Raw genomic sequence first — 24,761 nt, 5'->3', positions numbered from 1 at the left:
CCCGGTCACCCTGGGGTGACCGGGTACGGTTTACTGAATGGCCTGGTAGAAGTTCACCTGTGCTTCATCGAGGTACGCGAGGATTTTCGCCGGCAGGCGCTCGGTGGGTTTCGCCGGGCCGAAGGCTTTGTAGAGCGTTTCGAAATGCGCGTGCAGGTCGGTGACGCTTTCCCACTGTTCGTTGAGAAAGAACCGGTTGGGGTTCTCTTCATCCTTATGCCATTGATAGACCACGGCCTTGTCGTGCTGATGGGTGAGTTTCTGTGAGACGGCCGCTACATCACGATAGAACTCGGCCTGTTTGCCTTCTTTGATGGTGCCGCTGAAAACCAGGTAGAGCATGTTGGAATCCTCGGTTTGGGGAGATTGCAGAACATCTGCATCGCCAAACTAGCCTCAGTGAGCGGGCCCTTGTAGCCAGCCCGCCGCGAATTCAGAATTCGTAAAAGGCCTCGTTGCCCAGTCAGGCCAGCGGGGCGAGCCAGGTGCGCAAGGTGTCGGGATGCCTTGCCAGCCAGTCGCTCGCGGCGTCATCCGCGGCTTGCCCTCCACGGTTGAGCGCATCATCGAGTTCGGCAACGATGAGGTTGGAGAGGCGAATATTGTCCAGCACCTGGATTTCGGCAGCCGTGAGTAACACCAAGCGATCCTCGCGGGCCAGCAGCACCGCTCTGTCGACACTGCCGAGTAATCCCTTGGGGTCTTTCAGGTCGCGAATTCGATAACGGTGGTGCAGGAACTGAGGGTGCCACAGCGGCACGATGCCCCAGCGCCGCTGCTGATACAGCGCCTCGAACGCCTTAATACAATCGTCCTGGCTGCCCGTGCGGAACTGATATCCGGCGTTGTTCAACCCGTATTCGTCCATGATTTTCAGCGAGAAACGGGTAATGCCTGCACCCGGGCCGATCCCCTGGATCAGCGGGTTCATCCGGGCCCGGACGTCGGGCTTGAGCAGGTCCTCGATGGATTCCACGTCCTGTTCGCTGACATAGTCCGGCACTCCCCACAAGGCATAAGGCTGGTAGTGCAGGCCCAGTTCGCGAGTGGGCGTCACTGCCTCCACCGCTTGCTTGTACAGCCCGTGGCTGAACGGAATCCAGGCGGAGACCAGCATGTCGACCGAGCCTTTGCGCAACTGCTCGAAGTTTTCCTCGTGCAGGGCATAGTGGCGCTCGACGGTCAGGCCCATGCGTTGCAACACCTGCGCTACTACCGCAGCGGTAACCCGATGGAAAGACAGGTCCGTTACCCCTAGTCGAACGACGCGTGGGCCGCTCGCGAGATTTGTTTTGCCTGCAGTTTGGTGAGTCACCGTCATGATTTTTTCCTATGCTAAAAATCGCCCTGGAACTCGGCGATCATGAACTCGACGAACGCCCGAGCCTTGGAGGAGATCAACCGCGCGCTGGGGTAGATCGCCCAGATATCCCGGGTTTGCTCCAACACACACACCGGCATGATTTCCACCAACGCGCCGCTTTCCAGTGAGGCCCTGACGTTCCACTGTGAAACAGAGACGATGCCGAGCCCACCCTCGGCGGCAAGCCGCGCGCTTTCGCCGCAATTGACTCTGAGCGAACCACTGATTGCCGTGACTTCGTGTGGCTGGGCGCCCACGAAACGCCAATGGTCCTCGTCGCCCAGCAGGATGCAGGAATGGTTGACCAGCTCCGCCGGTGAAGTCGGTTCGCCATGCGCCTGGAGGTAGGCGGGTGCCGCACACAGGATGCGCCGGTCGCAGCCGAGCTTGCGCGCCACCAGGGATGAGTCCTTCAAGGCGGCGATGCGGATTGCCACATCAATCCCGATCTCGGTCAGGTCCTGCATTTGATCCGACAGTATCAGGTCGATCTTCAGCTTCGGGTTGGCGTGCAGGAACCGGGTAATGGCCGGCATCAGGCACATCCGCGCGAAGGACCCGGGGGCGGATACTCTTAACACCCGCTTGGCCACGTCCTTGCCTTTCACCGCGACCAGATAGGCCTCGTCCACGGCTGCCAGCACCCGGATTGCATGGGGCAGAAACAGCGCGCCGTCTTCGGTCAGGCTGACCTGGCGGGTGGTGCGATGCAGCAGGCGCATGCCCAGGTATTCTTCAAGCTTCGCCAGTTTGTGGCTGGCCACCGAGGGCGCGAGTCCCAGCTCCCTGCCGGCTGCGGTGATATTGCCCAGTTCTGTTGATCGCATGAAAAGGTTCAACGCATCGATATTCATGCTTGTGCGCCGCTAGTGGGTGGGCGCCGGTGCGGCATCGATCTTCACTCGCAGCAGGCTGTAGGGTTTCTGGCGCAAGTCTTTGCCTGCGTGAAAGATGCCTTGGCGGTGCAACTGATTGGCGATGAAGTACAGGTAGCCGTCAGGACCGATTGACAGTGTGTCGGGCCAGAGCACACGAGGATCATGGACGATGGTCTGCCATTGCCCGTTCGCCAGCCGTTTGCGCACGCTGTTGTTTTCGTAGTCGCCGGCATAGACGGCCCCCGAGGCGTCGGCTTCAAGCCCGTCCGAGGCGCCTTTTTCCCCGAGGTCTTTGACCGCCATCTCGAGGCGCGCTTCGCTGACTGTCGCGTCTCGCAGCAGTGCCGTGGGGATGGAATACAGGTGCCGGCTCGACAGCGGGCAGAAGTACAAGGTCTGCCCATCCGCCGACAGGGCGATGCCGTCCGAAGCCACGGCAAACGGTTGGGTACCGCCTTTGGCATCCCGCACTTTCAGGACCTGGCCTTCGACCGTGGGCACGAAGTTCGGGTCGACCGAGGTCGAGGGTGCACCACTGAGCCGGCGTATGGCCGTGCCACTGGCGATGTCCATGACGATGATCGCGCCCGGGCCGGTAAGGGAGGAGTCGGTGATATAGATCACGCCTTGGTCACCTACGCGAAAATCAAAGCGCATGTCGTTGACGTAGGTGCCGGGCAGCATGACGTTTTTCGGGAATACGAGGGTCTTGACCACTTTGTTGGTGGCGAGATCAACCGCGACGAGCTTGGCACCCCCCGGCTGTGGAGACGAGAAGCCAGGCGCTGCGGTGTCCAGTATCCAGAGGTGCCCACGCCCGTCGGCCACCACGCTTTGTACGCTGATAAATCCCTTGGCCGGGTCTTTGGGGTTGGCCTGGTTTATCGCCTGGTCAGGGTAGGGTACGACGTTGCCATCGCGCAGTTCTGCGACGGTAAACGGCACCTCGTCGCCCCAGCGAGGAAAGTTGACAAAGATGCGTCCGGTCTCGGTAACGCTCACGCCGGTGGGCATGGCATCGTGGAAGGCGTGCACCTGCTCGATGGCGCCAACGCTCTGATCGGCGGGCAGGTTCGCCGGCATGGAAGCCTGGGCGGCAGTGCCGGTGAGGGCCACTGCCAAGGCAAGGGCAGTCCAGCTGAGTGGGTATTTCAAGTACATGGCGGGGCTCCGGGTTTTTCTGTTCTGGAGCCAATGGTGTCGGTTCCCGGCAGACGAAAAAACCCGCTGATTGCCGATAACAGTTTCATTGAAATCAAGAGAATGGGTTGCCGCGTACGCCCGGTTTTTTAGCTGCGGGCGAGCAAGCTTGCTTCAGCAGAGGGGCTGTCCACGGTGACCAGGGTTTCGATCATCGCCTTCGCCGCCGGCGACAAGCGAAACCCGGTACGGCTGATGATCCCGCAGCGGTTGTTCAAACTGTCGAGGCTGTGAGGCACATTGCGCCAGTGCAGCACCGTCAGTGCGCCACGGGCAACGTCTTCGGCAAACGCATCCTCGGCGCCCAGGCCGATCGCATTGGACTGGCGCACGATGGCTGCCAGCGCCGCAAACTGCTCCAGCTCGATTGCGGGAGAAAAGTCGATACGCCCGCTCAGGTTGGCCAGCAGCTTGCGTACCCCGGGAGCGATCAGCGGTGTGGCCAGCGGGTAGTCAAACAAATCGTTGGTTGAGAGGCTGTCCTTGGCCAGTAGCGGGTGCCCGGCGCGGCAGAAAAATACATTGCGCCGGGGTGTCAGGGCCTGGGTCTGGAAGTTCGGATCGGCCTCGAAGTGGCGCACATCGGCGATGAAGAATTCGATCTCCTCGCGGCTCAAGCTACGCCCGAGTTTTTCCCAGTTATCCACCTGCAAACCGCTGCGTACTCGGGGATGGGCGCCGACAAACCGCGCGATCGCCTCGGGCACCAGGTTCACTGCCGCCACGGCATCGCAGCCAAAGCGCAATTCGCCGGCGTCGAGCTTGGTCATGCGGGTAACTTCGTGGCTCAGCCGGGCCGCCCCCTGAACCAGCGACAGGGCATGTTGCAACACCACCTGGCCCTCGGGGGTGGGGCGCAGGTCTTTGTGGGCGCGGTCCACCAGCACACAGCCGAACTCCTGTTCCAGGCTCTGGATACTGCGGCTGAACGCCGGCTGGGTAATGCCCATGGCATCGGCGGCGCGCACAAAACTGCGGTACTCGTTCAGAGCGATGAAGTAGCGCAGTTGGCGAAGGTCCATGGAGTTTTCCGGCGTCCTGAAGGAAACCGGGATTCTAATCGTCTCGCTTATTCCGCCAAAGAAGCTTTATTGTTTTATCTAGACTCAAATTGCATATTCATAGAGCCGGTGCGGTAGGTGGCCGGGCTGAACACCCGGGTGAGTATCAGCATCGCCACCACCGTCACCGTCAGCACCATCCAGGCGCTGACGAAACTGCCGGTCAGCTCCCGCAGCCAGCCGGTCAGCCACGGCGAGATAGCGTTGATCAAAAAGCCCACGCCCTGAACGAACGCTGCCAGTTGACCGGCTTCCCGAGGGTCGCGGCGGTGATCCAGGGTCAGCAGCAGGCTCAGGGCAAAACACGCCCCCAGGCCGAAGCCGATCAGCGCCACCCACAGGTGCGGGAATTGCAGCGGCGCCGTCAGCAGGCCGATATAGCCCACGGTCTGGGCCAGCAGGCTGATGCTCAGCAGCGGTCGACGATCAATGCCGCGTTGCGCCAATGCGGGCATCAACAGTGCGGCGATTACCTGGAAGATCGTCATGAACGCCAGCAGCGAGCCACTGGGCAGCACGTCCCAACCCAACTGCTGATAGTAGGCCGGCAACCACGCGACCATGCTCATGTAGCCGCAATTCACCAAACCGAAATACAGCGCCAGCAGCCATGCGCGACGGTTGCGCAGGCCTTGGAATGGCGCTGTCACCTGCGGGTTTTTCGCCGCGCCCAATGGCAGCCAGGCCCATAGCAACAACGCTCCCAGCGCCGGCAGCAACCATATCCCGAGCCCCGCCTGCCAGTGCTGGAAATGCCCGGCCACCAGCGGGCTGAGGAGCGCCGCCAAGCCACCGCCGCCCATCAGCGACGCCGAGTACACCCCCATCGCCAGTGGCACGCGCTGGTGAAACTGGCGCTTGATCATCGCCGGCACCAATGCCTGGATCAGCGCCACACCCGCGCCGCCGAACAACGCGGTGGCCAGCAGCGCCGGCGCCTGGCCAAACAGCCAGCGCGCCAGGCACGCCAGCAGAATCATCATCAGGCCCAGGGCGATCCCGCGGCGCTCCCCCAGCTTGGCCTCCAGGCGCACACCCACCAACGCCACCAGGCCCATGCAGATCACCGGCAGGCTGGTGAGCAGCGCGCTGCTCTGGAAACTCAGGCCGGTGGCCAGGCGGATTTCCCCCAGCAACGGGCTGATGGAACTGAGGATGGGCCGCAGGTTCAGCCCCAGCACCACCAGCAAGCCCCAGCCGGCGAGTTTGCCGGCGAACGAATTATTCAGCGTCATGCAGGGCCTGCCATTGCGCGTAAAGGGTCTGCATCGCTGCCTGCGGCAGGTGCTGTACGGGCAATTTTTGCTCCGCCAGCGGCAGCGCCAATTGCTGGTAGATCGCCGCTGTGGACAGGCCAAACGGCGCCGCTACTTCGTTGCTGGCGGCGAAGACCACGCGGGACACGCCGCACAGGTACATCGCACTCAGGCACATCGGGCAGGGCTGGCCGCTGGCGTAGATCACGCAGCCTTCCAGGCGCGGGCCGAGTTGTTGGCTGGCGGCGCGGATGGCGAGCATCTCGGCGTGGGCGGTGGGGTCTTGGCTCAAGTGGATTTCATTGACCGCTTCCACCAGCACCTCGCCGTCGCGCACCAGCACGGCACCAAACGGACGGCCACCGGCGGCGACGTTGGCCTGGGCCAGTTGCACGGCGTGATGCAGATGTTGCTGATCGTCAGTCATGGAAACCCCCTCGTACGCAATGAGGCGTGAAGTATGGGCAGCCGCAGGGGTATTCTGAAATTAAATATAACCATGCCAATCAGTGGCAAATAGAATGGTGAGGCCCATGTTCGATCCCGTCTTGTTGCGCAGTTTTGTCGCCGTGGTTGATTGCGGCAATTTCACCCGCGCCGCCGAGCGCCTGCATTTGACCCAGTCCACGGTCAGCCAACAGATCCGCCGCCTCGAAGACGCGCTGGGCAGCCAGGTGCTCGACCGTGATCAGCGCCGCGTGGTGGCCACCGTAGAAGGCGAACGGTTGCTGGCCTATGCGCGACGCATCCTGGCGCTGCACGAAGAGGCCGCCGACGTGCTGATCAACCAGCAGAGCGACGGTGTATTGCGCCTGGGTGTGCCGGAGGATTTTGCCGCGGAGCGCCTGATGCCGCTGCTGTCGGCGTTTGTTGTGGCGTATCCGCGAGTGCGGCTGGAAGTCACCAGCGGGCTGGGCCCTGAATTGCAGCGTCAGTATCGTGGTGGTGAGTTCGATATTTTGTTGGTCAAGCAGATGGGCGACAGCGATGACTGCGTGGCGTCCTGGCCGGAGCCGCTGTGCTGGGTGGACAGCCTGAGTACGCCGTCCCTGGGCCGTGACCCGCTGCCCTTGGTGGCATTTCCCGTAGGCGGCCTTTACCGTAATGAAATGCTGCAGCACCTGGAAGTGGGTGGCTGGCGCTGGCGCATCGGCTATTCAAGCGCGAGCCTGGCGAGTGTGTGTTCGGCCGTGGGGGCGGGGTTGGGCATCAGCCTGTTGCCACGGCGAGTGGTGCAGGCGGGGCATATCGTGCTCGGGACGGACAGTGGTTTGCCCGTGGTGCAGGGGGTGCGTCTGGCGTTGTATGTGCGGGGAGGCCTGGGAGCCGCAGGGCAGACGTTACAACGGCAAATCGTAAAGTTATGCGCAGGCAGGTGAGAGCGATGGGCTGGATCAAACAGGCACCATGGCCGGGGCGATGAACGTGCCCGGTCATGGTGCCACGGCTTAAGTGCGAGGAGACCTCTGTTTACTCATCAGTTCGCTGACGAGTTCCGTCGCGGCACCTTGCCCGAAGAGATGCGCAGCGTCTTGTCCAGGGCCGACCACAGATTGTCCATCCTGGCCTGTGTAAGCCAGTGTTCCGCCCAGAACTTCCACCGCACTATGGTAGCCATTGCTGATCAGGAACGCGGCAGTGCCGGCCGCACGCGCGTATCGGGCGTTCCGTTCGTCGTCAGGCAAATGGGCCATGGGGTCGTTTGCCTGCTGTGGTTGTGCCCTGAGGTTTTCCATTACCCCCGTGTAGGGTGTTTTTTCTCCACGAAGCATGTCCCAGACGGCCAGGGTTTCCGCCTGGGTACCTGACATATGGGCTACCAAAGGCTCTGTCGTCTGGAGGACTCGCTCGGTTTTCAGCTGCGACACATCCCATCGGCTGGGGAGCAGCCGTCCTGATTGCGCAATACCTAACTGGTCATCCGCCTCTTTTCCCAGATTATGAATACCTGTGCGGGGAGGCTGCTCATTGGGTGGCTTGATTCTTTCCTGTTTCTTGGCCGGGCCTATGGTGCCAGAGCCTCCCAATGCCGCAGTGGGCGCCATGATCGTCTCTGGTGACGTCGCAAGGTTCAGTAGCTTTGGAATCAATTCCTTGAGCTGCTTGTCCTGGTCTTTTGTACGCTCAACACCCGTAGTGGAATCACTCAGAATCGCGCCGATATCCCCCATGAGCGCGATCAATATCGATCGGTCTTTCGCCGTCGCGTTGCTGCGGCCCGGAGGTATGTCGTTATGCATGCGTTTCAAGGTGTCGAGCAATGCCTGCGCGTTCTGGCCTGGCATGAGCCCTTCTGCTCCGAACAAGTGCCCACCCAGAGGGTCCTGCAGATCACCGAGGCCGCTGATCATGTCGTGCGCGCGGCCTGCGGCCAATCCCAGTTCGGTGCGTAGCGCCTCGCCTGGGTTATAGAGCAGGTCCCTGGCACTCATGGTCTGTTGCAACGCCAGTTGTCGTGTTTGGCCGTTTGCGGCGGAACGAGTGGCTGGGTCGACAAAGCCCGTGTGCTGAGGCTGGGCAGTCGTTTTGGGGAGAGCAGGCAGAGGAACCTGCTGGAGGGCAGTCAAATCTGCTCCACGCGCGCCCCTTTCGATCAAGGACTCGCTGCGCGACACAGGTGGAGCCGTGTGCTGGCGAAGCTGGTTTAGCTGAGGAGGTTCCACGCCAACGAGTGGGGGCATGGAAGGGACGGATTGATGGATGAACATGCGGTTACCTTTTCTCAGATTGGTTTAGCTCAGTGGTACGGTTGCTGAGCGCAGTTCCAAACGCCGTACGGCTGCTGCGGAGAGTTTCCTACGCTTTGCATGGAACTCTGAGTCGCCGTCTAACCACTCTTTGTGCCGTACAACTCAAGGGAGAATGACGGTGGAAGCTAGCAATTTGCTAATGGCGGCGTTGAGCAAAAGGTTTGGTGGCAATTTTTCATTGCAGGACGGTGTGTGCGCTTTGGCCGACGCTCGGCAACAGGAAGCGGTAATCATCGAAATGCCGAAGAATGCGGCAAGTGTGACGTTGCATTGCACGATGGGCCTGTCTGACTTGAGTCCGTTGGGATGCCGACGAATGCTTGAGATGAATTTTCAACAGGGACGCAGTGCTGGGTGTTGGTTAGCCTTGGATGAAGCCGGTTTGCTCAGGTTGTGTTCCCAGATGTCGATGAAGGCCTTGGACGAAGTGATTTTCTGTGACTGGGTGTCGGGATTCACGAAGGTGGCTGTTGAACTGCGCGATCAATTGCGTAAGTGCTGTCTCTGAACCGATGCCTTTAGAGAATATTTCTTATGCCTGAAAAGCATTGAGATTTTCCCCCTCGGCGCCAGGCCGCGCAGGACGTGGCCTCGGCGTATCCGGATGTTTCGGTTATTCAATTTAGATCTATCTATAACTTTAAAGATTACTTTAAGAGATAAGCGTCTGCCGCCGATGATTCACCCCTCGACGGCCGCCAAGGCAGGCCCGTCGGTTTTTTTGCTTAAGACCGCAGGGGAGTTAATCAATGGGCAATGTCCAGACCGCCGCCAGTGCACAAGAGGCGCAGTGGCGCCAGGCACCGGGTGGTGAGTTGGTCGACCTTGGCCGGCCGCATCGCGCGCCGTTGGGGCAGCTGCGTACGCAGAAAACCCCCAAGGGTGTGTTGAGTCGGCGTGAAGCGATCCTGTTGGGGATTCTCGCGCTGGCCTTGCACGGCGCGGTGATCTATTGGGTCAGCCAGAAGCCAACCCCGGTGCTGCCGATTGTGCCGCCGGAAATTCCGCCGATGACCATCGAATTTTCCCAGCCGGCACCGCCGGTTGTGGAACCGCCGCCACCCGTGCCGCCACCGCCGCCGCCGCCGGTTGTCGAGCCACCGCCACCGGTGGTCGATGAGTTGGCCGCCAAGCCGGCGCCGAAAAAGATTCCGAAACCCAAGCCGGTACCGAAGCCTGTGCCCAAGCCCGCACCGAAACCGGTGGCGGAGCAGCCGCCTGCGCCACCTGTACCTGCGCCACCGGCTCCAGCCCCGGCACCGCCTGCGCCAGCGCCGGTAACGCCGGCCTCGGCCAACGCCGCGTACCTGAAGAACCCGGCGCCCGAATACCCGTCACTGGCCCAGCGCCGGGGTTGGGAAGGCACGGTGTTGTTGCGGGTGCATGTATTGGCTACCGGCAAACCGGGTGAGATCCAGATTCAGAAAAGCAGTGGTCGCCAGCAACTCGACGAAGCCGCACTGGCTGCCGTGAAGCGCTGGAGTTTTGTACCGGCCAAGCAGGGCGATGTGGCCCAGGACGGCTGGGTCAGCGTACCGATCGATTTCAAGATTCATTAATTATTGGGATGCGGTGTGTTGGACACATCGCGACCTGCACAGAGGGAAGACATCATGGCATTAGCATCTCCAACTGAATCCATCGAAAGCGCGGTTATCTGGCTGCTGGTGGTCTTTTCGGTCGCCACCTGGGGCCTGGCCCTGCTCAAGGGCGTCCAGTTCGGCCGCCTCAAGTCCCAGGATCGCAAGTTCCACAAACAGTTCTGGGCGGCCTCCAGCCTGGATTCGGCCGCGGAACTGGCTGAAACCAAACCGGGCGCTGCTGCCCGTGTGGCCCAGGCCGGTTACGCCGCGATCCAGGTCGGCGATGCGCCGCACGCGGCTGACCTGAGCCAGGCGATCAATCACCAGGACCGCCTCGAACGTGCCCTGCGCCAACAGATTGTGCGTGAGCGTCGTTCTCTGGAAACCGGCCTGGCCGTGGTCGCCAGTATCGGCAGCACCTCGCCGTTTATCGGTCTGTTCGGCACCGTGTGGGGGATCATGGAAGCCTTGAAAGGCATCAGCGCCGCCGGTTCCGCCAGCCTCGAAACCGTGGCCGGGCCGATTGGTGCCGCGCTGGTTGCCACGGGTGTTGGTATCGCGGTCGCGGTGCCTGCGGTGCTGGTCTACAACTACTTCCTGCGTCGCCTGAAACTCACCGCCGCCGACCTGGATGACTTCGCCCACGACTTCTACAGCCTGGCGCAGAAGAACTCGTTCCGTGTGCTGCTGCACCCGACGCTGAGCAAGGCGGGTGGTGCCCAGGGCGGCGCGCAAAAAGTGAAGGAGGCGTCCTGAGATGGCCTTCTCCACGCAAGACAGTGATGAGGTGCTGAGCGAGATCAACGTCACCCCGCTGGTGGACGTGATGCTGGTGCTGCTGGTGGTGTTTATCGTGACGGCGCCGCTGTTGACCAATGCGATTCCGATCAACCTGCCCAAGACCGAGGCCGTGGCGCCGGTGGAGCAGAAAGACCCGTTGGTGGTGAGCATCGATGCCGCCGGCAAACTGTTTATCAACAAGGATGAAATCCAGCCGGACCTGCTGGAATTCAACCTGCAGTCGGCCAAGGCCAAGGACCCGGATGTGCGGGTGCAACTGCAGGCTGATGATGGAGTGAACTACGGCGAAGTGGCGCGAGCCATGGCGTCTATCGAGCGTGCTGGGATTACCAAGCTGTCGGTGATTACTGCACGTTAGTTTCAAATGCCTCGACAATTTTTTGGCCGTCTCCTTGGCAGGGTGCGGCCTTTTTTTTGCCTGCGGTTTGGGGGGGTGTACATATCCGTTATTTGGGTGATGGCCGCCTATGGTTCCGCTCTTACAGCGGCTCACTTTTGAACAGCGCAAAAGTAAGCAAAACGCTCTTGCCCCACCACTCGGCACCTCGCTAATGCTCGGTGTGCCCGAACGCAGGCAGCACGAAGCGGGCCGCCGCGACGGGGCGTCCCTGCCCCGTCGCGGCTAAACCGGCGTCCTGCCGGTTTACCCGCTCCGTACTACCTGCGTTCGGCCAGCGTGGTTTAACGGGGCGCCTAAGATCAAAATCAAGATCAAAAGCCAGAGCACAGCGGCCTACAGGCCGGCTTGAGTGTGGTGAAGCAAAGGCAAAATCTAAAGCGACCACGGTCCACTGTAGGAGCTGGCTTGCCGGCGATGGTCGTTAACGATGACGCTGGCGTCCTGAATGAACGCGGCGTTCTCAGGTTCTTCGCCGGCAAGCCAGCTCCTACAGAAAAGCGGCTTTTGCCTTTGCTTTTACCACTCAGGTCGGCTTTCAGGCCGCCGTGCTCTTGCTTTTGATTTTGATCTGACTGCCCCATTCAGCCTGGAGTGAGGGAACGCCGAGCCTAGGCGAGGTGCCGACAGGCGGGGCCGAGCCCTTTGCTTGCTTTGGGCTGGGCCGGCATTCCGGCTTTTCCAAAGTGAGTCGCTGTAAGAGCGAAACCATAGGTGGCCGTTACCTAAATAACGGATATGTACCCTCAAGTCATCACTTTGGTTATTAATAAATAGCTTCTTATTCCTTAACGAATATATACCCCGTGCCTATACTGACCCACAACGTTAAACGCTGCAGGAGGGCACACCCATGCACAGCGAGTCGATTCGTTATCTGATCGTGCCGGGCTGGCAAGGATCGCCAGAAGATCATTGGCAAAGTCATTGGCAGAACAGCCTGCCCAACAGCGCACGCGTGGAGCAGGCCGACTGGCTCACCCCGCGCCGCGAAGACTGGGTGGCAGCACTGGCCGAAGCCATCGCCGCCGACAGCACCCCGGTGATTCTGATTGCCCACAGCCTGGGCTGCATCACCGTTGCCCACTGGGCCGCCACCGCCCCGGTGCAGTTTCTGCGTCAGGTACGCGGCGCCCTGCTGGTGGCCCCGGCCGATGTCGAACGCCCCGCCTGCGCTCCCGCCCTGCGTAACTTTGCGCCAATCCCCAGCGACCTGTTGCCGTTCCCCAGCCAGGTCGTCAGCTCCGACAACGACAGCGCCGTCAGCGCCACCCGCGCCCTTGAACTGGCCCGCAACTGGGGCGCCGAAGCCGGAATCCTGTCGGGTGCCGGGCACATCAATGTGAAGTCCGGCCACCAACGCTGGGAACAGGGCTTCGCCTACCTCTATCGCCTGCAAAATCGCCTGGAACACCACTCCCGGCGCCGTGCATAAAATTTTTTAAACGCCCCTTCCCCTTCGTGGATGGGGCGGGAGTCTGCCATGAGCCTGCATGAAACCTTCGGTCAGCCCCTGTTGACCTTCCCCGACGCCGAAAAAAGCCCCCTGAGCATTCGTGCCAAGGCGCTGGTGTTTGTCGACCCGCGTTCGCGCCAGTTGCGCGAAGACCTCGAAAACCTCGCCCCCCGTGCCTTGCCCGTGTTGATCCGCGGTGAAACCGGCAGCGGCAAGGAGCTGCTCGCGCGCCACATCCACCGAGGCAGCGACCGCACCGGCTTGTTTGTCTCGGTCAATTGCGGCGCCATCAGCCCGACGTACGCCGACGCCGAATTGTTCGGCTATGCCGCCGGCAGCCACAGCGGCGCGGCCAGCAGCCGGGCCGGCTGGTTTGGCTCGGCCAACGGCGGCACCTTGTACCTGGATGAAATCGGCGACTTGCCGCTGCCGATCCAGGTCAAGCTGCTGGCGGCGCTGGAAAACCACGAAGTCACTCGCGTCGGCGCCCATCAACCAAGCCCGGTGGATGTGCGGCTGGTGGCAGCCACCAGCATCGACCTCGCCCAGGCCGTGGCGGCCGGCAAGTTTCATGAGCGCTTGTTCCATTACCTCAGCGAAGGCCAGTTGGAGTTGCCGGCACTGCGCGAGCGAGTGGGCGACATCCTGTCGCTGGCGGAGTATTTCCTCGGTATCTACAGCCAGCGTCTCGACCTGCCGGTGCCATTGATCAGCGATGAAGCCCAGCGCGTGCTGGAGCATCACAGCTGGCCGGGCAACACCCGGGAATTGGAGAACGTGATCCACTTTGCCCTGCTGGTCAGCAGTGGCGACGAGATTTTGCCGGAGCATTTGAACCTGCCCGTGGCAGGTTCGCCTGTGGAGCAGGTGCGGCGAATTCTTGGCCACGCCAGCGCCGCCGAGGTTGAAGCCCTGAAAAGCTATCTGAAAGAACACGCTGTTTTGTAGGCGCCCGGCTTGCCGGCGATGGCGTCCTCAGGAGCATCGCAAGGCTCAAGAACGCCATCGCCGGCAAGCCGGGCTCCTACATGAACAAAATGGAATATCAAAGTGAATAAAAAGTATTGTTCTGGAATAAAAAACCTCGGTATTGTCCGCTTCACGCCGCGATAGCACTTCGCTGGCACTCAACTAAAAAAGCGGCCGTCCCAGACGACCCGGATTTTCGATAAGGACACTGCATGAAAAAGGTTCTGTTGTTTACCGCATTGGCGGCTGCCCTGACTGCCAGCTTCGCCCAGGCCAACGAGAAACTGGTGGTAGCCGCTACCCCGATCCCGCACGCCGAGATCCTCGAGCTGGTCAAGCCGACCCTGGCCAAAGAAGGCGTGGACCTGGAAATCAAAGTCTTCACCGACTACGTACAGCCGAACGTACAGGTGGCCGAGAAGCGTCTGGACGCCAACTACTTCCAGACCCTGCCGTACCTGGAAAACTTCAACAAGGGTAAAGGCACCAACCTGGTCACCGTGATCGGTGTGCACGTCGAACCTTTCGGCGGCTACTCGAAAAAGATCAAGAATATCTCTGAGCTCAAAGATGGCGCCACCGTGGCCATCCCGAACGAAGGCAGCAACTCCGGCCGTGCCCTGCTGCTGCTTCAGAAAGCTGGCGTGATCACCCTGAAAGATCCAACCAACGCCCTGGCCACGCCGAAAGACATCGCCAGCAACCCGAAAAACCTGAAATTCAAAGAGCTGGAATCGGCCTTGCTGCCACGCGTTCTGGACCAGGTTGACCTGGACCTGATCAACACCAACTACGCCCTGGAAGCCGGCTTGAACCCGGCCAAGGACGCGCTGATCATCGAAGACGCCAAGTCGCCGTACGTGAACTTCCTGGTTGCCCGCCCGGACAACAAGGACAGCGATGCCATCCAGAAGCTGGCCAAAGCCCTGACCAGCCCTGAAGTGAAAGCCTTCATCGAGAAGAAATACAACGGCGCGGTCGTGCCGGCGTTCTGATCGAGCCCCAAAACCTCCTTCAAGGTTTAAACGCCGACGGCTTATACAGCGTCGGCGTTTTTTATGGCTGGAATGCGGTCAAAACTGTGGGAGCTGGCTTGCCAGCTCCCACACTGGATCGGTGTCGGTTTAAAGATTCCGGCTGTTAATGGCCCTGCGCAACGCCACCAGCCACTTCACCAGTTCCTGCGGGTCAATCGGTTTTGCCTCGGTCATCGCTCATTCCCTCGCCTGTTGATGGGCCATCAGTCTGGCCAGGCGCTGCCTATCCCTGAAGTGCAGCGCCGATAAATAGACCCTTCCTACTTACACGGGAACAGTAGCTGTCATCCGCCTGCACCGCGAATCCGCAGGTTATCTATTTGGGTGATATCAATATGCTATTTCGGTATTTAAATTTTACTTTTTATACCTTTAAAGTCGGCGCTACTCCGCGTTACCCACGCTGGACCGGACCGCACCAACGCCGCATTACCCCTGCGGCGTCAGGGATTTGAGATGACCTTCGATTACGCATTTATCCTCAGCACGCTGCCGGCGTTTCTCAAGGCCGTGGGCGTGACCTTGCAAGTCGGCCTGATCGCCATTGGCACCTCCATGCTGGTGGCCTTGATCAACGCCGCGCTGCTGGTATTTCGCACCCCTTACGTGTGGCGCCTGGTGGCGCTGTACGTCGAGCTGGCGCGCAACACCCCGCTGCTGATCCAACTGTTTTTCGTGTACTTCGCGTTGCCGGCCCTGGGGCTGAATATCTCCGGGTTCTGGGCGGCGATCATTACCATGACCTTTCTCGGCGGTGCTTATCTCACCGAAGTGCTGCGCGCCGGCGTCGAGGCGGTGCCGCTGGCACAGATCGAGTCGGGCAAGTCCATCGGCCTGTCCCACTGGCAACTGCTGCGCCATGTGATCCTGCCCCAGGCCGGGATCCTCAGCCTGCCGGCGCTGTTTGCGAACTTTATTTTCCTGCTCAAGGAAACCACCATCGTGTCGGCGGTGGCGGTGCCGGAAATTCTCTACACCACCAAAAGCTACATCGCCCTCTACTACAAAACCTACGAAATGCTCGCGGTGCTCACACTGATCTGCGTGTTGTTATTCCTGCCGCTGTCGCTGCTGCTCAGCCGCCTTGAAAGGAGGCTCCAGCATGGCCAGTTCGGGTCTTGAATTACTCTGGGTGTCGTTGCCGCAATTGGGCAAGGGCGCTGCGCAAACCCTGTCGATCTCATTCTTGAGCATCGCCTTCAGCACCGTCGGCGGCGTGGTGTATGGCGTGCTGCGCACGCTGAACTCGAAAGCGATCAACCTGGTGCTGCGGGTTTACCTGGAGCTATTCCGCGCCATCCCGGTGCTGGTGTGGCTGTATTTGCTGTTCTTCGGCCTGCCGATTTTCTTTGGCCTGAGCATCCCCAGCTTCTGGTGCGCGGTGCTGGTGCTGTCGCTGTGGGGCGCCAGTGAAGTCGGCGAAGTGGTGCGCGGCGCCTTGCATTCGCTGCCCCGCGGCCAGCGCGAAGCCGGCCTGTCGATTGGCCTGTCGGACCCGCAACTGTACGGCTACGTGCTGCTGCCCCAGGCCCTCAAACGCATGACCCCGCCGACCATCAACGTCTACACCCGCATCATCAAGACCAGCTCCCTGGCGGTGCTGATCGGTGTGGTGGACGTGATCAAGGTCGGCCAGCAAATCATCGAGCGCACCTACGAGTCGGTGTTGATCTACGGCGCGCTGTTCCTGTTTTTCTTCTTTATCTGCTACCCGTTGTCGGCCGCCTCCAAGGTGCTGGAACGGCGCTGGGCCCAAGCATGAGCGCATTGATCGAGTTCCAGGGTTTCAACAAATACTTCGGCGACCAGCAGGTGCTCAAGGGCATCGACCTGAGCGTGCAAAGCGGCGAGGTGGTGGTGATCCTCGGCCCCAGCGGTTGCGGCAAAAGCACCTTGCTGCGGTGCCTCAACGGCCTGGAAGTGGCCCACAGCGGCAGCCTGCGTTTTGCCGGCAAGGAGCTGCTGGACAAGGCCACCGACTGGCGCCAGGTGCGCCAGGACGTGGGCATGGTGTTCCAGAGTTACCACCTGTTCCCCCACATGAGCGTGCTCGACAACATTTTGCTCGGCCCGCTGAAAGTGCAAAAACGCGAGCCCCGCGAAGCCCGGGCCCAGGCCGAAAAACTCCTGGAGCGCGTAGGCCTCTCGGACAAGCGCGACGCTTACCCGCGCCAGCTTTCGGGCGGCCAGCAGCAACGCATCGCCATCGTCCGTTCGTTGTGCATGAACCCGCAGGTCATGCTGTTTGACGAAGTCACCGCTGCCCTCGACCCGGAAATGGTCAAGGAAGTACTGGAAGTGATCCAGGACCTGGCCCGAGACGGCATGACCCTGCTGATCGTCACCCACGAAATGGCCTTCGCCCGCGCGGTCGCCGACCGCGTGGTGTTCATGGAGGCCGGCCGCATCCTCGAACAAAACACCCCCGAGGCATTCTTTACGAACCCGCAAACCGCACGCGCGCAGCAGTTCCTGGAGAAGTTCTCCTTTGTTTCAACACTGCCCAAGAAAACCAAGGAACTGGAGCTGATATGAAAACTGCCAAGTTGTTACTGCCATTGCTCGCCGTCGCATTGCTGGCCGGCTGCGACAAGAAGGCCGAAGAGCCCGCAAAACCTGCTGCCGCCGTGAGCTACATCGACAAGATCAAGGCGCGGGACAAGCTGATCGTCGGCGTATTTACCGACAAACCGCCGTTTGGTTTTGTGGATGAGTCCGGCCGCTACGTCGGCTTCGATACCGACATCGGCCGCCGCTTCGCCAAGGACCTGCTGGGCGACGAAAACAAGGTTGAATTTGTCGCCGTGGAACCGGCGAGCCGCATTCCGTTCCTGCAAAGCGACAAGGTCGACCTGATCCTCGCCAACATGACCGTGACCCCTGAGCGCAAGGAAGCGGTGGACTTCACCAACCCAAACCTGAAAGTGGCAGTGCAGGCGCTGGTGGCCAACGGCAGCCCGGTGAAAAGCCTGGACGACCTGGCGACCCGCACCACCATCGTCACCACTGGCACTACCGCTGATATCTGGCTGACCAAGAACCACCCGGACTGGAAACTGCTGAAGTTCGAGAAAAACTCCGAGTCGCTGCAAGCGTTGTCGGCAGGCCGTGGTGATGCGTACGCGCAGGACAACCTGGTGCTGTTCAGCTGGGCCAAGCAGAACCCGGGCTACCGTGTGCTGGAGCAGAAACTGGGCGATGAAGCGCCGATCGCGCCGGCGGTGAAGAAGGGCAACATCGAACTGCGCGATTGGGTGAATGCCGAGCTGGCCAAGCTGGGCGAGGAGAAATATTTGCTCAAGCTGTATGACCAGTATGTTCGCAAGGAACTGAGCGATGACACCAAGCCAGAAAGCGTGATTGTTGAAGGCGGGAAGTGGCAGGGCTAATTCTGCACTGACTGTTCTACCGCTATCGCAGGCAAGCCAGCTCCCACCTTTGAACGTATTCACAAATCAAAATGTGGGAGCGGGCTTGCCCGCGATGAGGCCGGGCCAGGCGCCGCCTAACTGGGCCAATGCCACGCCGGCTCATCCAGCACCCGCTGCCCCACCACCTGCGTCTGCCCCATCACCTTCTCCAGCACGATCGAATTACACCCTTCATCCTGCTGCAACGCCGCGATCAAGCGGCTGGCATGGGACACCACCCACACCTGACACTGCTGCGACACCTGGATGATCAACCGCGCCAACGCCGGCAACAGGTCCGGATGCAAGCTGGTTTCCGGCTCGTTCAGCACCATCATCGTTGGCGGCCTCGGTGTCAGCAGCGCCGCCACCAGCAGCAGATAGCGCAAGGTCCCGTCCGACAACTCCGCTGCCGACAACGGCCGCAGCAACCCTTCCTGATAAAACTCGATGGCAAAGCGTCCGCCCTGCAACGGCTCGATATTCAACCGTGCCCCGGGAAACGCATCGCTGATCGCCCGCTGCAACGCATCCGGGTCGCCAATCTCGCGAATGGTCTGCAACGCCGCCGCCAAATCCCGACCGTCGTGATGCAACACCGGCGTACGCGTGCCCAGTTGTGGCTGGCGCACCGGGGCGTCGACATCGCTGCGAAAGTGATCATAAAAGCGCCAGCCGCGAATGCTCTCGCGCAGCAACAGCACTTCCGGCGAACCCCGCAGGCTGCCGACCTGATCGAACAGGCTGTGGTAGTTCGGCGTGTGCTGGGCCAGTACATCCCAGGCGCGACCGTCCCGGGCACGCACCATCGGGCCGGAACGCTGCACCAGCAGGCTGGCCGGGCGGTACACGTGGCCGGCCCAGATGCATTCCTTCTTGATCTGCGGGTCCAGGCTGAAGAACGACAAGGTTTTCTCGGGTAAACCGAGGGAAATCGCGTAGCTGAAATCGTCCCCGGCAAACCCCAGGCGCAGGCGCCTCACGCCCTGGCGCACAACGGGCTCTACCGCCACCTCGCCACTGAGCATGCGCCGGCTGATGGTTTCCGGCCCGGCCCAGAAGGTCGAATCCAGCCCACCCTCACGGGCCAGCGCGTTGATCACCCCGCCCTGGGCTGTCTCCGCCAGCAGCCGCAGGGCGCGGTACAGGTTGGACTTGCCGCTGCCATTGGGGCCGGTGATCAGGTTCAACCGATCCAGCGGCACCACCAATTTGTTGATCGAGCGGTAATTGGCTACCGCGAGGGTCTTGAGCATGAGAAAAATTATCGGCGTGGGAACCATCGGAGTATGGGATTCTCCATGCAGATAAGGAACCCTGTTCTAAGCTCACAGTCGCATAGACACTGGCACGGCGGCATCACGCAAAAGGAGCCTGCATGGGCGGTCCCACCTCGAGATTTATCTTCGGCCTTGGCCTGTTGGCGCTGCTGAGCGGCTGCGGCCAGGAAAAAGCCGAACCCAAGGAACATTCCCGGGTGTTTGTGCAGACCGTGAAGTCTGCCGACTTCGCCGCCGCCGTGACCCTGACCGGCGATATCCAGGCGCGGGTGCAGACCGATCTGTCGTTCCGCGTCGGCGGCAAGATCATCCAGCGCATGGTGGATGTCGGTGACCGGGTCAGCGCCAAGCAGGTGCTGGCCAAGCTCGATCCGAAAGATTTGCAGACCAATGTCGACTCCGCCCAGGCCCAGGTGGTCGCCGAACAGGCGCGGGTCAAGCAGACCGCCGCCGCGTTTGTGCGCCAGGAAAAACTCCTGCCCAAGGGCTACACCAGCCGCAGCGAATACGACTCCGCCCAGGCCGCGTTGCGCAGCAGCCAGAGCGCGCTGACCGCCGCCCAGGCGCAATTGGCCAATGCCCATGAGCAGTTGGGCTACACCTCGCTGATCGCCGACGCGCCGGGCATCATCACCGCACGCCAGGCCGAGGTGGGCCAGGTGGTGCAGGCCACCGTGCCGATTTTCAGCCTGGCCCGGGATGGCGAGCGCGATGCGGTGTTCAACGTCTATGAATCGTTGCTGGTAGAGCCGCCACCGGACAAACCGATTACCGTCAGCCTGCTGGAAAACCCGCAGATTACTGCCTTGGGCAAAGTCCGCGAAGTCACCCCGGCGGTGGCCGCGAATACCGGCACCGTGCAAGTCAAGATCGCCCTCGACGCGCTGCCCAAGGGCATGCAACTGGGCTCGGTGGTCAGTGCCACCGCCAACGGGCCGGCCAAGGCCAGCATCGAGTTGCCATGGGCTGCCTTGACCAAAGACATCAGCGAGCCAGCGGTATGGCTGATTGACGACGACGGCAAGGCGCAACTGCACAAGGTCACGGTCGCGCGTTATCTCACCGGCAAGGTGATCATCAGCGACGGCCTCAAGGGCGGCGAAAAAGTCGTGGTGGCCGGTGGGCAGTTGCTGCACCCCGGCATGATCGTGGAAATCGCCCAGCCGCCGGACCAGGCCCAGGCCCAAGGAGTGCAGCCATGAAGCGGCTGACGTGTGTGCTGGCCGCCAGCCTGTTGCTGATGGCGTGCTCCAAGGAAGAACCGGCGCCGGAACCGGTGCGCCCGGTGTTGTCGATTGAAGTGAAGTCCGAAGACCAGGAAAACCTCGGGCGTTTCGCCGGTACCATCCAGGCCCGATATGAAAGCAATCTCGGTTTCCGTGTGCCCGGCCGTATCGCCCGGCGCGCGGTCGACGTAGGCGCGGAAGTGGAACAGGGCGCGTTGCTGGCGGTGCTCGACCCCACCGATCAACAGAACCAGTTGCGCTCGGCCCAGGGCGACCTGGCTCGCGTGCAGGCGCAGTGGATCAACGCCCAGGCCAACGCACGCCGCCAGCAGGAATTGTTCAACCGTGGCGTCGGCGCCCAGGCCCAACTGGACATCGCCCAGACCGACCTGAAAACCACTCAGGCCTCGCTCGACCAGGCCAAGGCCTCGGTCAACCAGGCCAAAGACCAGCTCAACTACGCCGAACTGCGCACCGACCATGCAGGCATCGTCACCGCCTGGAATGCCGAGGCCGGCCAGGTGGTCAGCGCCGGGCAGCAAGTGGTGACATTGGCGCGACCGGACATCAAGGAAGCCGTCATCGATTTGCCCGCCGGCCTCGCCGAGCGCCTGCCGCCGGACGTAGTGTTCCTGGTTGCCGGGCAAATGGACCCGAGCGTCAGCACCACCGCCACCGTGCGTGAGATCGAGCCCCAGGCCCAAAGCGCCACCCGCACCCGTCGCGCCCGCCTGACCCTGGCCGAAACGCCGCCTGCGTTTCGCCTCGGCACCGCCATCAGCGTAACCCTCAGCTCGACCATCGCCCCGCGCATCGTGTTGCCCCTCAGCGCCTTGCAGGAAGCCGACGGCAAGACCCGCATCTGGGTCATCGACACCCAAAGCCAGACCGTGCAGCCCCGTGACGTCACCATCGTCAGCCGTGACGCCGACAGCGCCTTGCTCAACGCCGGCGTCAAACCCGGCGAGCGGGTGGTGAGTGCCGGCGTGAACAGCCTGAAGCCCGGGCAAAAAGTCAAAATCGACGAGGACAGCCCGCGATGAAAGGGAGCTTCAACTTATCCGACTGGGCCCTCAAGCATCAGTCCTTCGTGTGGTACCTGATGTTCGTCGCGCTGCTGATGGGCGTGTTCTCGTACATGAACCTGGGGCGTGAGGAAGACCCGTCGTTCACCATCAAGACCATGGTGATCCAGACCCGCTGGCCGGGCGCGACCCAGGAAGAAACCCTCAAGCAGGTCACCGACCGCATCGAGAAAAAACTCGAAGAGCTGGACTCCCTCGACTACGTGAAAAGCTACACCCGGCCCGGCGAATCCACGGTGTTCGTGTTCCTGCGGGACACCACCAGCGCCAAGGACATCCCGGAGATCTGGTACCAGGTCCGCAAGAAGATCGACGACATCCGCGGCAGCTTCCCTCAGGGCTTGCAGGGGCCGGCGTTCAACGACGAGTTCGGGGATGTGTTCGGCTCGGTGTATGCGTTCACCGCCGATGGCCTGTCGATGCGCCAACTGCGCGATTACGTGGAGCAGGTGCGCGCCGAAATTCGCTCGGTGCCGGGGCTGGGCAAGGTCGAGATGATCGGCCAGCAGGACGAAGTGATTTACCTGAATTTTTCCACCCGCAAACTCGCGGCCCTGGGGATTGATCAACGCCAGGTGGTGCAGAGCCTGCAATCGCAGAACGCGGTGACCCCGGCCGGGGTGATCGAGGCGGGGCCTGAGCGGATTTCGGTGCGCACCTCCGGGCAATTCGCCTCGGAGAAGGACCTGGCCAACGTCAACCTGCGGCTCAATGACCGGTTCTATCGGCTGGCGGATGTGGCGGAAATCACCCGTGGCTATGTCGACCCGTCGACGCCGATGTTTCGCTTCAACGGCAAGCCCGCCATCGGCTTGGCCATCGCCATGCAGAAGGGCGGCAACATCCAGGACTTTGGCAAGGCCCTGCACCAGCGCATGGACGACCTGACTGCCGACTTGCCGGTGGGTGTGGGCGTGCACAAGGTTTCCGACCAGGCAGAAGTGGTGGAAGAGGCCGTCGGTGGCTTCACAAGCGCACTGTTTGAAGCGGTGATCATCGTGCTGGTAGTGAGCTTTATCAGCCTCGGCGTGCGCGCCGGGTTGGTGGTGGCGTGCTCGATTCCGTTGGTGCTGGCGCTGGTGTTCGTGTTCATGGAATACAGCGGCATCACCATGCAGCGGGTGTCGCTGGGCGCGTTGATCATCGCCCTCGGCCTGTTGGTGGACGACGCGATGATCACCGTGGAAATGATGATCACGCGCCTGGAAAAAGGCGAGACCAAGGAGCAGGCCGCTACCTTCGCCTACACCTCCACCGCGTTCCCGATGTTGACCGGCACGCTGGTGACCGTCGCCGGGTTTGTGCCGATTGGCCTCAACGCGAGCTCGGCGGGTGAGTACACCTTCACCTTGTTCGCGGTGATTGCCGTGGCGATGCTGGTGTCGTGGGTGGTCGCGGTATTGTTCGCGCCGGTGCTGGGGGTGCACATCCTCAGCAGCAAGGTAAAACCCCATAACGCCGAGCCGGGCCGTGTGGGCCGGGCGTTCAATGGCGGCATGCTGTGGGCCATGCGCAATCGCTGGTGGGCCATCGGCATCACCGTGCTGTTGTTTGTGGCGTCGGTGTTTTCCATGCAGTTCGTGCAGAACCAGTTTTTCCCGTCTTCGGACCGTCCGGAAATTCTCGTCGACCTCAACCTGCCGCAAAACGCCTCGATCAACGAGACCCGCAAGGCCGTCGACCGCCTTGAGGCGATCATCAAGGACGACCCGGACATCGCCCGCTGGAGCACCTACATCGGCCAGGGTGCGATCCGTTTTTACCTGCCCCTGGACCAGCAACTGGAGAACCCGTACTACGCGCAGTTGGTGATTGTGAGCAAGGGCCTGGAAGAACGCGGCGCGCTGATTGCCCGCCTGCAAAAACGCCTGCGGGAAGACTTTGTGGGCGTGGGCAGCTTTGTGCAGCCGCTGGAAATGGGCCCGCCGGTGGGGCGTCCGATCCAGTATCGAGTGTCTGGCAAGGACATCGACCAGGTGCGCAAACATGCGATCGAACTGGCGACCATGCTCGATAAAAATACCCACATGGGCGAGATCATCTACGACTGGAACGAGCCGGGCAAAGTCCTGCGGGTGGACATCGCCCAGGACAAGGCGCGGCAACTGGGGCTGTCGTCGGAAGACGTGGCGCAGTTGATGAACAGCGTGGTCAGCGGTGCGTCGGTGACCCAGGTGCATGACGATATCTACCTGATCAACGTGGTTGGGCGCGCCGAAGATGCCGAACGCGGCACGCCGGAGACCTTGCAGAACCTGCAGATCGTCACGCCCAACGGCACCTCGATTCCGCTGCTGGCGTTCGCCACCGTGCGCTATGAACTTGAACAGCCGCTGGTGTGGCGTCGCGACCGCAAGCCGACCATCACCATCAAGGCGGCGGTGCGCGACGACATGCAGCCGACCGACCTGGTGAAACAGCTCAAGCCGGAAATCGACAAGTTCAGCGCCGCGTTGCCGGTGGGCTACAAGGTCGCCACCGGCGGCACCGTGGAAGAAAGCGGCAAGGCCCAGGGCCCGATTGCCAAGGTGGTGCCGCTGATGCTGTTCTTGATGGCGACCTTCCTGATGATCCAGCTGCACAGCGTGCAGAAGATGTTCCTGGTGGCCAGCGTTGCGCCGCTGGGGCTGATTGGCGTGGTGCTGGCGCTGATTCCCACGGGCACGCCCATGGGCTTTGTGGCGATCCTCGGGATTCTTGCGCTGATCGGCATCATCATCCGCAACTCGGTGATTCTGGTGACGCAGATCGACGCCTATGAACGCGACGGCTACACGCCGTGGGACGCGGTGGTAGAAGCCACCGAACACCGGCGCCGTCCCATCCTGCTGACCGCGGCGGCGGCCAGCCTGGGCATGATTCCTATCGCCCGGGAAGTGTTCTGGGGGCCGATGGCCTATGCGATGATCGGCGGCATCATCATTGCGACGTTGCTGACGCTGCTGTTCCTGCCGGCGCTGTATGTGGCCTGGTACAAGATTCGCGAGCCGAAGAACGAACAGGCTTGAG

24 protein-coding genes are annotated in these 24,761 nt (G+C 61.5%); 15 read left to right on the top strand and 9 right to left on the bottom strand.

The genetic code is table 11. The features are described from left to right. Positions 1-30: 30 nt before the first annotated feature. The 7 genes from M2400_RS05675 to M2400_RS05645 form a co-directional block, all read right to left on the bottom strand. Positions 31-342, bottom strand: a complete 312-nt coding sequence (locus tag M2400_RS05675; RefSeq protein ID WP_177042292.1) for a putative quinol monooxygenase — start codon at positions 340-342, stop codon at positions 31-33. Positions 343-463: 121 nt separating this feature from the next. Beyond that, positions 464-1,321 (bottom strand): glycine betaine ABC transporter substrate-binding protein, encoded by an 858-nt coding sequence (locus M2400_RS05670; RefSeq protein WP_259195161.1) that lies wholly within the window; start codon positions 1,319-1,321, stop codon positions 464-466. Positions 1,322-1,335: 14 nt separating this feature from the next. Beyond that, a complete protein-coding gene (locus M2400_RS05665) occupies positions 1,336-2,217 on the bottom strand; it encodes a LysR family transcriptional regulator (RefSeq protein WP_259195162.1) in 882 nt (293 codons plus the stop codon). Positions 2,218-2,229: 12 nt separating this feature from the next. Then, a complete protein-coding gene (locus M2400_RS05660) occupies positions 2,230-3,402 on the bottom strand; it encodes an L-dopachrome tautomerase-related protein (protein WP_310503511.1) in 1,173 nt (390 codons plus the stop codon). 128 nt (positions 3,403-3,530) lie between these two features. Then, positions 3,531-4,463: a LysR family transcriptional regulator gene (locus tag M2400_RS05655; protein WP_177042284.1), complete on the bottom strand. Its 933-nt coding sequence runs from the start codon at positions 4,461-4,463 to the stop codon at positions 3,531-3,533. Between the two features lie 74 nt (positions 4,464-4,537). After that, positions 4,538-5,737 (bottom strand): CynX/NimT family MFS transporter, encoded by a 1,200-nt coding sequence (locus tag M2400_RS05650; protein ID WP_177042282.1) that lies wholly within the window; start codon positions 5,735-5,737, stop codon positions 4,538-4,540. After that, the gene (locus tag M2400_RS05645) at positions 5,724-6,185 is read right to left on the bottom strand and encodes a nucleoside deaminase (protein WP_177116164.1); all 462 of its coding nucleotides are present in this window, start codon (positions 6,183-6,185) and stop codon (positions 5,724-5,726) included. Before M2400_RS05645 ends, M2400_RS05650 begins: the two co-directional genes overlap by 14 nt. Positions 6,186-6,291: 106 nt before the next feature. Between M2400_RS05645 and M2400_RS05640 the strand changes: the two genes are divergently transcribed. Further along, positions 6,292-7,137 (top strand): LysR family transcriptional regulator, encoded by an 846-nt coding sequence (locus M2400_RS05640; protein ID WP_259195163.1) that lies wholly within the window; start codon positions 6,292-6,294, stop codon positions 7,135-7,137. 69 nt (positions 7,138-7,206) lie between these two features. Here M2400_RS05640 and M2400_RS05635 read toward each other — a convergent pair whose 3' ends face one another. Continuing rightward, a complete protein-coding gene (locus tag M2400_RS05635; protein ID WP_259195164.1) occupies positions 7,207-8,325 on the bottom strand; it encodes a hypothetical protein in 1,119 nt (372 codons plus the stop codon). 301 nt (positions 8,326-8,626) lie between these two features. Between M2400_RS05635 and M2400_RS05630 the strand changes: the two genes are divergently transcribed. From M2400_RS05630 to M2400_RS05580, 11 genes are all read left to right on the top strand, one after another. After that, on the top strand, positions 8,627-9,016 hold the full coding sequence (locus tag M2400_RS05630) for a type III secretion system chaperone (RefSeq protein ID WP_259195165.1): 390 nt from the start codon (positions 8,627-8,629) through the stop codon (positions 9,014-9,016). Positions 9,017-9,257: 241 nt separating this feature from the next. Beyond that, positions 9,258-10,067 (top strand): energy transducer TonB, encoded by an 810-nt coding sequence (locus M2400_RS05625; RefSeq protein WP_177042273.1) that lies wholly within the window; start codon positions 9,258-9,260, stop codon positions 10,065-10,067. A 51-nt stretch (positions 10,068-10,118) separates the two neighbouring features. Beyond that, positions 10,119-10,847: a MotA/TolQ/ExbB proton channel family protein gene (locus M2400_RS05620; protein WP_177120271.1), complete on the top strand. Its 729-nt coding sequence runs from the start codon at positions 10,119-10,121 to the stop codon at positions 10,845-10,847. A gap of 1 nt (position 10,848) precedes the next feature. Continuing rightward, entirely contained in the window at positions 10,849-11,250 is a 402-nt protein-coding gene (locus M2400_RS05615; protein WP_003218118.1) for a biopolymer transporter ExbD, read from the top strand. Positions 11,251-12,142: 892 nt separating this feature from the next. Then, positions 12,143-12,724, top strand: a complete 582-nt coding sequence (locus M2400_RS05610) for an alpha/beta hydrolase (RefSeq protein ID WP_177040882.1) — start codon at positions 12,143-12,145, stop codon at positions 12,722-12,724. A gap of 48 nt (positions 12,725-12,772) precedes the next feature. After that, on the top strand, positions 12,773-13,693 hold the full coding sequence (locus M2400_RS05605) for a sigma 54-interacting transcriptional regulator (RefSeq protein ID WP_003211821.1): 921 nt from the start codon (positions 12,773-12,775) through the stop codon (positions 13,691-13,693). Between the two features lie 233 nt (positions 13,694-13,926). Next, positions 13,927-14,709, top strand: a complete 783-nt coding sequence (locus M2400_RS05600; protein WP_010168878.1) for a MetQ/NlpA family ABC transporter substrate-binding protein — start codon at positions 13,927-13,929, stop codon at positions 14,707-14,709. A 498-nt stretch (positions 14,710-15,207) separates the two neighbouring features. Continuing rightward, positions 15,208-15,873 (top strand): amino acid ABC transporter permease, encoded by a 666-nt coding sequence (locus M2400_RS05595; protein WP_003211825.1) that lies wholly within the window; start codon positions 15,208-15,210, stop codon positions 15,871-15,873. After that, complete coding sequence (locus M2400_RS05590) at positions 15,854-16,513, top strand: amino acid ABC transporter permease (RefSeq protein WP_177075894.1); 660 nt, start codon at positions 15,854-15,856, stop codon at positions 16,511-16,513. The genes M2400_RS05595 and M2400_RS05590 overlap by 20 nt, the downstream gene beginning before the upstream one ends. Beyond that, complete coding sequence (locus M2400_RS05585) at positions 16,510-17,286, top strand: amino acid ABC transporter ATP-binding protein (RefSeq protein WP_177040887.1); 777 nt, start codon at positions 16,510-16,512, stop codon at positions 17,284-17,286. The genes M2400_RS05590 and M2400_RS05585 overlap by 4 nt, the downstream gene beginning before the upstream one ends. Then, the gene (locus M2400_RS05580; protein WP_177120353.1) at positions 17,283-18,140 is read left to right on the top strand and encodes a transporter substrate-binding domain-containing protein; all 858 of its coding nucleotides are present in this window, start codon (positions 17,283-17,285) and stop codon (positions 18,138-18,140) included. The genes M2400_RS05585 and M2400_RS05580 overlap by 4 nt, the downstream gene beginning before the upstream one ends. A 116-nt stretch (positions 18,141-18,256) precedes the next feature. Here M2400_RS05580 and M2400_RS05575 read toward each other — a convergent pair whose 3' ends face one another. Beyond that, complete coding sequence (locus M2400_RS05575) at positions 18,257-19,417, bottom strand: AAA family ATPase (protein WP_177132285.1); 1,161 nt, start codon at positions 19,415-19,417, stop codon at positions 18,257-18,259. A 122-nt stretch (positions 19,418-19,539) separates the two neighbouring features. On the opposite strand from M2400_RS05575, the gene M2400_RS05570 reads away from it, so the two are divergent. From M2400_RS05570 to M2400_RS05560, 3 genes are read left to right on the top strand one after another with little or no spacing between them, the layout of a single operon-like run. After that, entirely contained in the window at positions 19,540-20,643 is a 1,104-nt protein-coding gene (locus M2400_RS05570; protein ID WP_259195169.1) for an efflux RND transporter periplasmic adaptor subunit, read from the top strand. Then, positions 20,640-21,710, top strand: a complete 1,071-nt coding sequence (locus M2400_RS05565) for an efflux RND transporter periplasmic adaptor subunit (protein WP_259195170.1) — start codon at positions 20,640-20,642, stop codon at positions 21,708-21,710. The genes M2400_RS05570 and M2400_RS05565 overlap by 4 nt, the downstream gene beginning before the upstream one ends. Then, positions 21,707-24,760, top strand: a complete 3,054-nt coding sequence (locus M2400_RS05560) for an efflux RND transporter permease subunit (protein ID WP_177040898.1) — start codon at positions 21,707-21,709, stop codon at positions 24,758-24,760. The genes M2400_RS05565 and M2400_RS05560 overlap by 4 nt, the downstream gene beginning before the upstream one ends. The last annotated feature ends 1 nt before the right edge of the window (position 24,761 follow it).

It is taken from the genome of Pseudomonas sp. BIGb0558, assembly GCF_024807515.1.
In the GTDB taxonomy this organism is placed as follows: domain Bacteria; phylum Pseudomonadota; class Gammaproteobacteria; order Pseudomonadales; family Pseudomonadaceae; genus Aquipseudomonas; species Aquipseudomonas yamanorum_A.
The sequence above is the reverse complement of the archived record's forward strand: the minus strand, read 5'-3'. Positions and strand labels throughout refer to the sequence as shown.